Source organism: Roseateles sp. P1_C6 (genome assembly GCF_056406315.1).
Map to the genome: position 1 here is coordinate 395442 of NZ_JBFUAK010000004.1, position 12378 is coordinate 407819.

A 12378-nucleotide genomic window follows, 5' to 3' on the forward strand; every position below is an offset into this window, starting at 1 on the left:
CTCCTTGCGGAGCCCTTTGACTTTGGCCAGAAGCCAGGAAGAAATTACTTCTTCTTCTTCTTCTTGCCGTCGTCGGCGACCGGGGCGGCCACGACGATGACTTCTTCAGCGGCCGGCGCGATCGGCGTCGCGATGACGGGGTTCGGCTTGCCGTGCGTGACGACCTTGATGCCTTCCGGCAGCTTGATGTCGTTGACGTGCAGCGAGTGACCCTGGGTCAGGCCGGACAGATCCACCTCGATGAACTCGGGCAGTTGCTGGGCCAGGCAGGTGATCAGCAGCTCGGTGACGACGTGGTTGACCGTGCAGTGATCGGTCTTGACGGCCGGCGAGGTCTCTTCACCGATGAAGTGCAGGGGCACCTTCTTCGTGATCTTGGTCGTGCCGTCCACGCGCTGGAAGTCGCAGTGCAGGACTTGCGGCTTGTACGGGTGCATCTGGAAATCGCGCAGCAGCACTTGCGTGGTGGCGCCAGCCAGTTCCATGTCCAGCAGCGAGCTGTGGAAGGCTTCCTTCTTGAGGGCGTGGAACAGCGCGTTGTGATCGAGTTCGATCATGACGGGCTCACCGGCGCCAAAAACAATGCCCGGCACCTTGCCGGCCACTCGCAGGCGGCGGCTCGCTCCGGTCCCCTGCAACTTGCGCTCAAAAGCGACAAACTTCATGGTTTTCTCCAAAAAGAGAAACGGCACCCGCGACCAGGCGCCGTTGGGAATGCGGTCTTGCGACCGCGACGAATACCCCGATCAGAAGTTGTTGTTCTGCTCGGAGAAAAGCGATGTGACCGACTCGCCGTCGGAAATGCGGCGGATGGTCTCGGCAAACAGGAAGGCCACCGACAGCTGGCGGATCTTCTTGCAGGCCTTGGCCGCGTCGGTCAGCGGAATGGTGTTGGTGATGACGACCTCGTCCAGCTGCGAACCGGCGATGCGCTCGATGGCCGGGCCGGACAGGATGGGGTGGGTGCAATAAGCGAACACGCTCTGGGCGCCACGCGCCTTCAGCACCTCGGCCGCCTTCACCAGCGTGCCGGCCGTGTCGATCATGTCGTCCATGATGACGCAGTTGCGGCCGTCGATCTCGCCGATGACGTGCATGACCTCGGACACGTTGGCCGCCGGGCGGCGCTTGTCGATGATGGCCAGGTCGCAGCCCAGCTGCTTGGCCAGTGCGCGTGCGCGCACGACACCGCCGACGTCAGGCGAGACGACGACGAGGTCCTTGTAGTTGCGGCTCTTCAGGTCCGACAGCAGCACGGGCGACGCGTAGATGTTGTCGACCGGGATGTCGAAGAAGCCCTGGATCTGGTCGGCGTGCAAGTCCATCGTCAGCACGCGCTCGACGCCCACGGTCTCAAGACAGTTGGCAACCACCTTGGCCGAGATCGGCACACGCGTGGAGCGCGGGCGGCGGTCCTGGCGGGCGTAGCCGTAGTAGGGGATGACGGCGGTGATGCGGCGGGCGCTGGAACGCTTGAGCGCGTCCGCCATGATCAGCAGCTCCATCAGGTTCTCGTTCGTCGGCGCGCAGGTGGGCTGGATGACGAAGACATCGCGGGCGCGGACGTTCTGCTGGATCTCGACGGCCACTTCGCCGTCGGAGAAACGACCGACCACGGCCTTGCCCAGCTCGAGACCGAGATGGGTGGCGATTTCCTGGGAGAGGACCGGGTTCGCGTTGCCGGTGAAGAGAACCGTGTTGAGCAGCACTGGGAGCCTCTGGTGTCAGTGGCTCGCTGAAGCGCAAGCCGGTTCAGCGAATTACAGAAAACATTTGGCAGGGGAGGAAGGACTCGAACCCTCGCATGTCGGAATCAAAATCCGATGCCTTGACCAACTTGGCGACTCCCCTACACAGGACACAGCAGAGCTGCTGCACCCTATAACCTTTCAGCCGGCCCAGCCCGCGAGCGGGTGAGAGCCTAAGCTGCGGCAGATTCGACCGGTCCACCCCTCAGGTTGCGCCTGAAGCAATGTCGCCAGGGACTGGTCGTCCTTGCCATCTTTTCCATCCCCGGCGAGCACTGAAAACACGGCGGCACCAGAGCCCGTCATCCGGGCGTTGCCGAAAACTTCGGACAACTGGGCCAACGCGTCTCGCACTTCACTGCTGATCGCCTCTGCTGCGGGCTGAAGGTCGTTGCGACCGAAGCCTGAAGCCAATTCATTGAGGTTTTCTGCAGTTCCAGCCAGGGCGGGAAAGCCCGCGACTATAGCCAGGTTTTCGCTCCTTGCCAAGAGTGGACTCGAAAAGATGTCTTTGGTCGCCAGACCGGCGGGCCCCTTGAGCACCGCGAAGCGCTGCTCGGGCAGCATCAGCGGATGCAGGATCTCGCCGATGCCTTCGACAAAGGCCGGGCCGCCACCGAGGAAGAAGGGCACATCCGCGCCCAGCTTCAGCCCCAGCGCCATCAGCCGCTGCAGCGGCAGGCGCAAGTCCCACAGCCGGTTCAGCGCCAGCAGCGTGGTCGCGGCATCGGATGAGCCGCCGCCCATGCCGGCCCCGGCGGGCAGGCGCTTTTCCAGGTGGATGTCGGCGCCCAGCGGGCAGCCCGTCTCGGCCTGCAGCAATCGCGCGGCGCGCAGGCAGAGGTCGTCGGCCGGCAGGTCCCCACCCAGCACATCGTGACGCGCCAGCTGCCCGTCGCTGCGCCTCTCGATATGCAGCATGTCGGCCCAGTCGACCAGCACGAAGACGGACTGCAGCAGGTGGTAGCCGTCCGGCCGTTTGCCGACGACATGCAGGAAGAGGTTCAGCTTGGCCGGCGCGGCCAGATCATGGAGTGCCTTCATCGCCCCCGTCCAGTTTGGCGCGCAGCGTGACGACGGGCTCGGCCAGGCGGGTGGCGACGAGGGCGGGCAGCCTGGGCTCGATGCGCCATCCCAGCTGCTCGAAGCCGCTGGCCGTCTTCTGATGCGGCACGGCGGCCCAAGGCCGGGCCTGCAACCAGTCGAACAGCGCGGCCACGGGCACGGCCTCGCCGAGCAGCTCGCGGGTCAGCGCGTCCAGGTCGTCGTAGCGGCGCTCGCCATCGGGCGTCTGCAGCGTGACGAGGCCGGGCCGCCAACCGGCACGGGCGACCAGGGCACCGAGCGGCGATGTCAGCTCCAGCCGGCCGGCCTCGGGGCCGCCGAAGAGTTCGAAGCTGGCCGCACCGCCAGTCCCGCGGCTGTGCACGTTGCCGGCCACGGTAACGCTGATGCGGCCGCTCAGGCGCGCCTCGTTGCCGGCCGGCGGCGTCTGCGGCAGCTGTGCGCAGCCCGCCAGCACCAGCGCCAGGAAAACGCTGGCCAGCCTCACGGCTTGACCTTCAGGCGGTCCAGCGTCTCGCGCAGCGCCTCGTTGCCGGGCTCGCGCTGCGCGGCCTCGGCGAACAGGCGGCGGGCCTCGTCCTGCGCGCCGCTGGCCCACAGTACTTCACCCAGGTGGGCCGCGATCTCGGCATCGGGGCGGCCGGCATGGGCCTGGCGCAGCAGCTTGGCGGCCTCGGGCAGGTTGCCCAGGCGGAACTCCACCCAGCCCAGGCTGTCGACGATGAAGGGCTCGCCGGGCGCCAGCGTCAGCGCGCGCTCGATGAGCTGCTTGGCCTCGGGCAGGCGCAGGTTGCGATCGGCGAAGGAGTAGCCAAGCGCGTTGTAGGCGTGGTGGTGGTCGGGCTTGAGTTCCATGACCCGGCGCAGCAAGGCCTCCATCTCGTCGAAGCGGCCCAGCTTCTCGCTCATCATGGCCTGCTCGTAGATCAGGTCGGTGTCGTCCTTGAAGCGTTCGACCGCCGTCTTCAGCACGCCTTCAGCGCCGGCGAAGTCGCGCTGCTCGCGCAGCAACTGGGCCTCGGCCAGCAGTGCTGCGCGTGCGTCGGCATCGCTGGCGTCGGCGGCGGGGCGCAGCAGCTTGCGGCCTTCGGCGAGCTTGCCCTGGCGGGCCAGCAGGCTGGCGCGGCGAAAGCGCACATCCAGGCCGGTGCCGTCGACCTTCTGCAGCGCCGCCTCGGCCGCCTTCAGGTCGCCACGCTGCTCCGCGGCCTGAGACAGCATCAGCCAGGCGCTCTGCCGGCCTTCGGCGCGGGCGCGGATCTCGGCATCGGTGCCGGCGGCCGGCGTGTCCAGCCGCTTCAGGCCTTCGCGCAGCGCCGTCTCGGCGGCGGGCACATGCTTGAGTTCCAGCTCGATGGCGCCCAGCGCCAGCCAGGCCGCGGGGTTGTCGGGCGTCACCTCGGTCAGCACGCGGAATTCGCGCGCCGCATCAACGGGGCGCTGCGCCTTGACCAGCGCGCGGGCATAGGCCTGGCGCAGCCCATGCTGGTCGGGCTTGAGCTTCAAGCGCTCGACGATGAGCGCCTCGGCCTGCGGCTCGGCGGACATCAGGTCGACGGCGAGCTGCATCGCATCGTCGGTCTCGGGGGCCGCCGCCTGCAGTTCGCGCGTCAGCGCCAGCGCGCGCGCGTTCTCGCCGGCATTGATGGACAGCGTGGCCTCGGTGTAAAGCGCCGCGGGCTTGAGCACGCCGGTCTGGGCCTGCAGCACAGGGCCCAGCGCGGCGAGCACGGCCTTGGGGTCGGGCGAGCGCTGGAACAGCCGCGGCAGCGCCACGAGCAGGCCCGGGCGCTGCCCGGCGGGCGCCAGGCGCAGCAGCGCCACCAGCGGCTGCGGCACCTCGGCGGGCTTGTTCAGCAGGGCCAGCAGTTGCACGGTGGTCTGCTGGGCGTCGGCCGAGGTCGGTACGGTCTCGCCCCAGGCGCGGGCAGCCATCAGCGCCTGGTCGCCGGCGCGGGCCTGCAGCGCGATGTTGACGACGCGCTTGAACAACTCCTCGTCGCCGGTGCGCCGTGCCGCGTCCAGCAGCACCTGGAAGGCGACGCCGGCCTGGCCGTTGTTCAGCTCCAGCTCGCCGATCAGCAATTGGTAGAACAGCGGCGCGTCCATCGCCGAGTTGGACAGCGGCGTGGACGAGGCCTCTTGGGCATGGGCTGCGTGCAGCCCCAGCAACAGGGCGGCGGCAAGGGCGACACGGCGGACGGTGAACGGCATTCGTACTCCAATGACAGGCGCTGATTATGATTTCCGACCTATGCCCGAGTTACCCGAGGTCGAAGTCACGCGCCGCAGCTTCGCAGGCGCCATCCAGGGGGCCCGGATTACCGGCCTGCGCCTGGGGAAACCGCTGCGCTGGCCCATAGGCGTGGACCCTGAAACGCTGCTCGGCAGCCGCGTCGGCGACGTGCAAAGACGCGGTAAATATTTGTGGCTTCCGCTCGAGAGCCGGGGTGGCTTGCTGATGCACCTGGGCATGTCGGGGTCGCTGGCCTTCCTGGACACGACGCCGGCACCCGGTGCGCACGACCATTTCGACCTGCACACGGACCGTGGCCTGCTGCGCCTGACCGACCCGCGCCGCTTCGGCGCCGTCGTCTGGAGCGCGGGCCTGCAGGCCGAACCGGTGGCGACGCTGCTGGGCAGCCTGGGCCTGGAACCGTTCGATGAGCGCTTCGACGGCCTGCACCTGCACGCGGCGCTGAGTGGGCGGCGCGTGGCCATCAAGCAGGCGCTGCTGGCGGGCGACATCGTCGTGGGCGCCGGCAACATCTACGCCTGCGAGGCGCTGTTCATGGCAGGCATCGACCCGCGCCTGCCTGCCGGCAGGCTGAGCCGGCCGCGCGCCGACAAGCTGGCGCTGGCCGTGCGCACGGTGCTGGGCCGGGCGCTGGAGGCCGGCGGCACGACGCTGCGCGACTTCCGCGACGCGCACGGCGTGGCCGGCAGCTTCCAGATGCAGGCCCAGGTCTACGGCCGCGAGGGCGAGCCTTGCGGGCGCTGCGGCACGGCCATACGGCGCATCGTGCAGGGCGCGCGCTCGACCTTCTTCTGCCCGCAATGCCAAAAGCGATGACGCAGCAAGGGCTGATCGCCGACTTCGGCAAGACCGTCGTTGCCTGGCAGCACCGCCATGGCCGGCACACGCTGCCATGGCAGAACACGCGCGATCCGTATCGCGTCTGGCTGTCGGAAATCATGCTGCAGCAGACCCAGGTGGTGACGGTGCTCGGCTACTACGAGCGCTTCCTGGCGCGCTGGCCGCGCGTCACCGACCTGGCCGCGGCGACGCTGGACGAGGTGCTCGCGCAATGGGCGGGCCTGGGGTACTACAGCCGGGCGCGCAACCTGTACGCCTGCGCGCGCGCCGTGGCCGAACTGCATGGCGGCGAGTTCCCGCGCACGGCGGCCGGGCTGCAGACGTTGCCGGGCATAGGCCGTTCGACCGCGGCGGCCATCGCGGCCTTCTGCTTCGGCGAGCGCGTCGCCATCCTGGACGGCAACGTCAAGCGCGTGCTGACCCGCGTGCTGGCCTTCGACGGCGACCTGGCCAGCAGCGCCGCCGAAAAGAAGCTGTGGGACCGCGCGACCGAGCTGCTGCCCGAGCACGACGTCGACCGCTACACGCAAGGCCTGATGGACCTGGGCGCGACGGTCTGTACGGCGCGCTCACCCGACTGCCTGCTTTGCCCAGTGCAGCCGCTGTGCCGCGCGCAACACGAGGGCGATCCGACGCGCTACCCCATCAAGACACGCAAGCTCAAGCGCGGCCGGCGCGAGAACTGGTGGCTGTGGCTGGAAAGCCGGGGCCAGGTCTTGCTGCAGCAGCGCCCGGCCACCGGCGTCTGGGCGGGGCTGTGGACGCTGCCGATGTTCGACGACGAGGCCAGCGCCCGTGCGGCTTTGCCCGGTGCGCCGCTGGAGACGCTGCCGCGCATCCAGCACGCGCTGACCCACTTCGACTGGGTGCTTCATACGATGCGGGCCGACGCCGGTACGGGCGTGGTGCCGCCCGGCACCTGGGTCGCCCGGGAGAAACTCGTGGATTACGCGCTGCCGGCGCCGTTGAAAAAATTGATCGAGGAGAGCTGAATGAAGGCCGAAATCAAGAGCGTCTTCGAATACGCGCTGATCAGCCTGCTGGTTGCAGGGCTGTGCCTGTGGCAGGTGATCAGCGTCAGCCAGGAGGACGACCCGTCGCCGGCCAAGCTGGCGATCCTGGGCCTGGGCCTCATCGTGGCCGGGGCCATGCATTGCGTGTTCATGATGCAACTGGTGCGCCGCACCGGCCGCGCGTTCATGCCGTGGTTCATCGCCATCGTCATCTTCATGCCGGTGGGCACGGCCGTGCTGCTGGCGCTGGTGCTTGGCGAGACGGACGCGGCAGAAAGCTAACAGTTCACGACCTGGGCTGACAGCCCGCATTGCCTGCCCGGGTCGAAACGGGCAAAGTCCCCCGAACAACTAGAGGGGACAGCCGTGGACGCATTGAAGAATCTGCGCGTTGGGACGCGCCTTGGGCTCGCCTTCGCGGTGTTGCTGGCGCTGCTGCTGGGCATGGCCGGCGTCGGCGCGCTGCTGGCCAAGTCCATCAATTTCTACGCCGAGTACTACCCCGAGAACATCCTGCCGTCGTTGCGGGTGGTGCACCAGGTCGACGCCGACATCTCCGACATCCGGCGCTTCGAGGGCCAGCACCTGCTCAGCGAGGACGACAAGGAGAAGAAGACGCTGCGCGAGCGCATCAGCAAGGCTCGCGAAAACATCGTCCAGCGCCTCAAGGACTACGAGCTGCTGACGGCCGACGAGCAGGACAAGGCGCTGCTGAAGAAGGTCAAGGACAGCGCGACGGCCTATTTCGCCATCAACGAGAAGGTGCTGAAGTCCTCGGACGACAGCGCCGCAGACCCCACCCAGGGCACGGCGGCCAAGGAGCTGAGCTTCGGCGCCGCGCGCGCCGCCTTCACGCCGCTGCGCGACGACCTGAAGAAGTGGTGGGACTACAACGAGAAGCTGGCCGGCACGGCAACCCAGTCCGCCGAGGCCGCCTATCACCGCGTGCTGTGGGCGTTCGCGGGCGCGTCGCTGGTCGCGCTGGCCATCGGCATCGTCGCGGCCGTGGTCATCACGCGCTCCATCACCGGCCCGGTGCAGAAGGCTTCCGACGCCGTGCGTGCCGTGGCGTCCGGCGATCTGACCCACCGGGTCCACAGCAGCTCGACGGATGAGCTGGGCAAGCTGTTGCAGATGCTGGACGAGATGACGCAGAACCTGGCGCGCATGGTGTCCGGCGTGCGCCAGGGCTGCGACCAGCTCAACGTCGCCGCGTCCGAAATCGCGCAGGGCAATGCCGACCTGTCGGCGCGCACCGAGAGCCAGGCATCCAGCCTGGAGCAGACGGCCGCCTCGGTCGAGCAGATGGCCGCGCAGATCAAGGCCAACGCCGACAACGCCCGCCAGGCCGACCAGCTGGCCAACCACGCCTCCGAGGTGGCCCAGGCGGGTGGCACGGCCGTGGGCGAGGTGGTGATGACGATGGACGGGATTTCGGCGTCCAGCCGCAAGATCGGCGACATCATCGGCACCATCGACGGCATCGCCTTCCAGACAAACATCCTGGCGCTGAACGCAGCGGTGGAGGCGGCCCGCGCCGGCGAGCAGGGCCGCGGCTTCGCCGTCGTGGCCGGCGAGGTGCGGCTGCTGGCTCAGCGCAGCGCCGAGGCGGCCAAGGAGATCAAGAGCCTGATCGGCGACAGCGTCGGCAAGGTGGAGAGCGGCAGCGCCCAGGTGCTGTCGGCGCGCGAGACCATCGGCCAGATGGTCAACGAGGTGCGCAAGGTGACGGACCTGGTTGGCGAGATCACCGTGTCCAGCCGCGAGCAGTCCGAAGGCGTGGGCCAGATCAATGCGGCCGTCAGCCAGCTTGACCAGGCCACCCAGCAGAACGCCGCGCTGGTGGAGCAGACGGCGGCCGCCGCCGAAAGCATGCGCATGCAGACCAGCAAGCTGGCCGAGGCCGTCGCGGCCTTCCGCGTCGATGCCGCGGTGGCACCGCGCAGCAGCGCACCGAAGCCCGCGCCGAAGGCGGCGCCAAGGCCGGTCGCGTCGCCCAAGGCGGCCGCGTTCAAGCCGTCGCTCAAGGCGCCGGCAACCCAGCCCCGGCCTGCGCCGGTGGTGTCTTCGCCGCCGCCTGCGCCCAAGGCTGCGGCCCCCGCGCCAAGCGCGGGCGAGGGCGACTGGGAAACCTTCTAGAACAGGCTGGCCAGGCGCCGCACGGCGTCCTCGGACTGGGCCCGGTCGGGCCGCAGGTCGTCGTTGCCGAAATCGTGTTCGCCCATGGCCGCGACGAGCAGGCCGTCGCGGCGCGGCAGCGCGACGACGTTCTGGCCGCGGTAGATCACGGCGTAGTCCACCTCGGGCTGGGGGATGAGCCGGGCGGTCTGGCCGCGCACCGGCGTGAGGCTGGTGTCGCCCAGCAACCTGCGCGCACCGTCGCCGGTGCAGTTGACGATGAGGCGCTCCGGCAGGCGCGCAAAGTCGCGCGGCTGGCGCAGTTCGTGTTGCACCAGCTCGCCGCCGTCGCGGGCGAAGTCGTCCAGCAACAGGCGCTGGTAGGCCGGGATGTTGAAGACCATCTGCGTGAAGCGGCGCGCGTGCGCCGTGCGGAACGGGTGCTCGCCGGCTTGCAGCGCGACGCCGCGCGGCCGCAGGTCGGCGACGCGGTCGTTCAGCTCGGGGTAGTCCGGCTCGCCGACGTGGCCCTGCAGCGGCGCGTCGAAGCCGTCGTCCGACACGACGTAGCCGTCATGCCATTCGACCGGCCCCGAGGGCAGGCCGAGATAGCTTTGATGGACCTTGAACGATGCGCGCGCCATCGCCTCCCACCCGGCCGTCCAGGCCTCGCTGGCGTGCTCGCTGGTGACGATGCGCGACTCGGGCGTCCACAGCCCCGTCGCGGCCGACGAGTGCACGTGCGGCGGACGGTCCTTGGCATACAGGCGCACCTTGAAGCCGGCCTGCTGGGCCGTGCGCGCCGTCGTCAGGCCGATGGCGCCGCAGCCGATGACGGCGATGCGTTCGCCCGGGCGCAGGCCTTGCGCGTGGATCAGCGCCAGTGCGCGCTGCGCCGAGCCCCAGGACAGCGACCAGCCGCTGCCGCCGTGGCCGTAGTGATGCACCAGCGTCTTGCCGAAGCGGCGCTCGGCCTCGATGCGGGGCCCAAGCGCCCGAAAGGGGCGTATGCCCACGGCGATGTCGATGAGGCGGTCGACGCTGGCGCGCATGGCGACCGGCGGGCGGGGTGCCGCGAAGTCGAGCGAGTGGGTCGGCAGCGCGAGCGTGGCGCTGCCCGCCGCGAGCAGATGGCGTCTTTGCATGGCCGGTGCTCGCTTCAGCTGGCCTGGCGGGCCAGGGACTTGCGGATCATGGCCGCGTCGCGCAGCCGGTTGGCCGAGCCGTCGGCATCCAGCAGCACGACGGTGACCGGGCGCTTGCCGTTCATCATGCGCATCGCCAGGCAGCGACCGGCCTCCTCGGTGTAGCCGGTCTTGGAGATGCGGATGTTCCAGCCCTTGGCGCCGACCAGACGGTTGGTGTTGCGCAGTTCGCGGGCTCGGCCGTCCACCGGCACCGACGCCTTCTTGACGCTGGTGATGCGCTCGATCTCGCGGTAGCGCGCCGCCGCCGCCGTGATGGCGGCCATCTCGGTCGCCGTCGACGTGTTGCTGGGCGACAGGCCGGTGGGGTCGCTGATCGAGGTGTGGCTCAGGCCCAGCGCGCGCAGCTTGGCCTGCACGGCCTTGACGAAGCCGGCCTCGCCGCCGGGGTAGGTGCGCGCCAGCGCGAAGGCCGCGCGGTTCTCGGACTCCATCAGCGCCATCTCCAGCGCGGCCTGGCGGCTCATCTGCGTGCCGACGCGCACGCGCGAGCGGCTGTGCTTGAGCGTGTCCACATCCTCGGCGGAGATGCGCAGCTTCTCGTTCGGGTCCAGCTTGGCGTCCAGCACCACCATGGCCGTCAGGAGCTTGGTCAGCGACGCGATGGGCACGACGGTGTCGGCGTCGCGCGCCATCAGCACCTTGCCGGTCGCGTCGTCGATGACCAGCACATGCTTGGCGTTGACGGGCAGGCGCAGCTGCTGCACCGGTTGCGCGGGGTCGGGTTTCTCGGTTCTCTCGGCCTGGGCCACCTGGGCCGGTGGCGTCTCCGGCGCCTGAGGCTTGTCCCGGCCCTTGGCCTGCACGACGAAGCTGGTCGCGGCGATCAGCAGTGCCGGCAGCGCCAGCTTCCAGCCCGTGGCCTGCGGCCGCGGTGCCAGCAGGCGCTCGATGCGACCGAGCAGGTCGCCGCCGCGCGCGGCCAGCGCCACCGGCGGTGTCGCCCGCACGTCATCCAGCTCGGCCAGCGCGTGCAGCGCGAGCGCCAGCCGGCGCGAGTCACCCAGCGCTACCGCCGAGATCTCGTCGGCGACCAGTTCGCGCTCGGCCCGCATGCGCGCCGACAACCACCACACCACCGGGTGGAAGAACAGCAAGGCCTCGACGGCGCTCTGCAGCAGGTTGGCGGCGTAGTCCCAGCGCCGCACATGGGCCAGCTCATGGGCCAGCAGTGCCTCCAGCAGGTCCACCGGCAGGCGGCTCAGCAACGCGGCGGGCAGCAGCACGCAGGGCTTGAGCATGCCCAGCGCGATGGGGCTGCTCAAACCGTCCAGCAGGCGCAGGCCGACCGTGCGGCGCAGCCCCAAGCGGCGGGCGAGGGCGTCCAGCCGGGCCTGCCAGTCGGCCGATGCCGGCAGGCTGCGTTTGCGCGCACGGGCCACCCAGGCCAGGCCCATCGCCAGGCGGCCCAGCATCAGCGCCGTGCCCAGCGCCCACGCGCTGACCAGGGCCGGCAGCTGCTCCGCCAGCGGACTCAGCTCGCTGACGAAGTCGCCTTCGGCCGGCGCGGCCAGCGCCAGGCATTGCGCCAGCGGCAGGCCCAGGCACAGCGCCAGGCTGGCCGCGCAGACGGCGTAGCGCCAGCGCGCCGGCGCGCCGCGCATCAGCGCCAGCAGCAAGGCCGCCACGCCGCCAACGATGGCACCCTGCCAGACGAAGTTCAACAGGGCCCAGCCCCAGGCATTCATCGCGATGTCGAGGCTCACGCTTCGTCTCCATTCCTGACCAGCAACTGGCGAATCTCCGCGCGCTCCTTGGCACTGACATGGCTCTTCAACGCGGCCAGCACGAGCGCCTTGCCCGAGCCGGCGAAGGCCTTGCTGATGAAATCCTTGACGAGCGACTGTTGCAGCTTGTCCTGGGCCTGCAGCGGTGCGTAGCGCTGCGGGCGCTGGCTCTCGTCGCGGCTGAGCAGGCCCTTGCCGTGCATGACCTGCAACTGGCGCAACACGGTGGCGTAGGTCGCGTCCGGGCGATCGGGCAGCAGGGCTTCGTGCACGGCCTTGGCGTCGGCCGGGCCCAGGCGCCACAGCACCTGCAGCAGGTCCAGCTCGGCCGTCGTTGGCTTGACGGTGGGAGGGGGTTTGGAGGGCATGAATTCAGAATAATCGTTCTAGAACTGGTTGTCTAGA

At 69.5% G+C, this 12378-nt stretch carries 12 protein-coding genes and 1 tRNA gene; 4 read left to right on the forward strand and 9 right to left on the reverse strand.

Features of this window, described 5'->3' with window-relative positions; all coding sequences use genetic code 11:
• Window positions 1-44: 44 nt before the first annotated feature.
• From AC1D29_RS10540 to AC1D29_RS10565, 6 genes are all read right to left on the reverse strand, one after another.
• Window positions 45-665, reverse strand: a complete 621-nt coding sequence (locus AC1D29_RS10540; protein WP_477896953.1) for a 50S ribosomal protein L25/general stress protein Ctc — start codon at window positions 663-665, stop codon at window positions 45-47.
• Between the two features lie 81 nt (window positions 666-746).
• The gene (locus tag AC1D29_RS10545; protein WP_477896955.1) at window positions 747-1709 is read right to left on the reverse strand and encodes a ribose-phosphate pyrophosphokinase; all 963 of its coding nucleotides are present in this window, start codon (window positions 1707-1709) and stop codon (window positions 747-749) included.
• Window positions 1710-1774: 65 nt separating this feature from the next.
• A tRNA-Gln gene (locus AC1D29_RS10550) sits at window positions 1775-1851 on the reverse strand.
• Between the two features lie 38 nt (window positions 1852-1889).
• Entirely contained in the window at window positions 1890-2792 is a 903-nt protein-coding gene (locus AC1D29_RS10555; protein WP_477896956.1) for a 4-(cytidine 5'-diphospho)-2-C-methyl-D-erythritol kinase, read from the reverse strand.
• A complete protein-coding gene (locus tag AC1D29_RS10560; protein WP_477896958.1) occupies window positions 2776-3300 on the reverse strand; it encodes an outer membrane lipoprotein LolB in 525 nt (174 codons plus the stop codon). Before AC1D29_RS10560 ends, AC1D29_RS10555 begins: the two co-directional genes overlap by 17 nt.
• Entirely contained in the window at window positions 3297-5027 is a 1731-nt protein-coding gene (locus AC1D29_RS10565) for a tetratricopeptide repeat protein (protein WP_477896960.1), read from the reverse strand. The genes AC1D29_RS10560 and AC1D29_RS10565 overlap by 4 nt, the downstream gene beginning before the upstream one ends.
• A gap of 40 nt (window positions 5028-5067) precedes the next feature.
• Here AC1D29_RS10565 and mutM point away from each other — a divergent pair, with 40 nt between their 5' ends.
• The 4 genes from mutM to AC1D29_RS10585 all read left to right on the forward strand — a co-directional run bounded on the left by mutM (window position 5068) and on the right by AC1D29_RS10585 (window position 9062).
• Complete coding sequence (gene mutM, locus AC1D29_RS10570) at window positions 5068-5886, forward strand: bifunctional DNA-formamidopyrimidine glycosylase/DNA-(apurinic or apyrimidinic site) lyase (protein WP_477896962.1); 819 nt, start codon at window positions 5068-5070, stop codon at window positions 5884-5886.
• Window positions 5871-6902, forward strand: a complete 1032-nt coding sequence (gene mutY, locus AC1D29_RS10575; protein ID WP_477896964.1) for an A/G-specific adenine glycosylase — start codon at window positions 5871-5873, stop codon at window positions 6900-6902. The genes mutM and mutY overlap by 16 nt, the downstream gene beginning before the upstream one ends.
• Complete coding sequence (locus AC1D29_RS10580; protein WP_477896966.1) at window positions 6903-7205, forward strand: hypothetical protein; 303 nt, start codon at window positions 6903-6905, stop codon at window positions 7203-7205.
• A gap of 84 nt (window positions 7206-7289) precedes the next feature.
• Window positions 7290-9062 (forward strand): methyl-accepting chemotaxis protein, encoded by a 1773-nt coding sequence (locus AC1D29_RS10585; RefSeq protein WP_477896968.1) that lies wholly within the window; start codon window positions 7290-7292, stop codon window positions 9060-9062.
• Here AC1D29_RS10585 and AC1D29_RS10590 read toward each other — a convergent pair.
• From AC1D29_RS10590 to AC1D29_RS10600, 3 genes are read right to left on the reverse strand one after another with little or no spacing between them, the layout of a single operon-like run.
• Window positions 9059-10186: an FAD-dependent oxidoreductase gene (locus AC1D29_RS10590; RefSeq protein ID WP_477896970.1), complete on the reverse strand. Its 1128-nt coding sequence runs from the start codon at window positions 10184-10186 to the stop codon at window positions 9059-9061. The genes AC1D29_RS10585 and AC1D29_RS10590 overlap by 4 nt on opposite strands.
• A gap of 14 nt (window positions 10187-10200) precedes the next feature.
• Window positions 10201-11952 (reverse strand): M56 family metallopeptidase, encoded by a 1752-nt coding sequence (locus AC1D29_RS10595; RefSeq protein WP_477896972.1) that lies wholly within the window; start codon window positions 11950-11952, stop codon window positions 10201-10203.
• Window positions 11949-12341: a BlaI/MecI/CopY family transcriptional regulator gene (locus AC1D29_RS10600; RefSeq protein ID WP_477896974.1), complete on the reverse strand. Its 393-nt coding sequence runs from the start codon at window positions 12339-12341 to the stop codon at window positions 11949-11951. The genes AC1D29_RS10595 and AC1D29_RS10600 overlap by 4 nt, the downstream gene beginning before the upstream one ends.
• Between the last annotated feature and the right edge of the window lie 37 nt (window positions 12342-12378).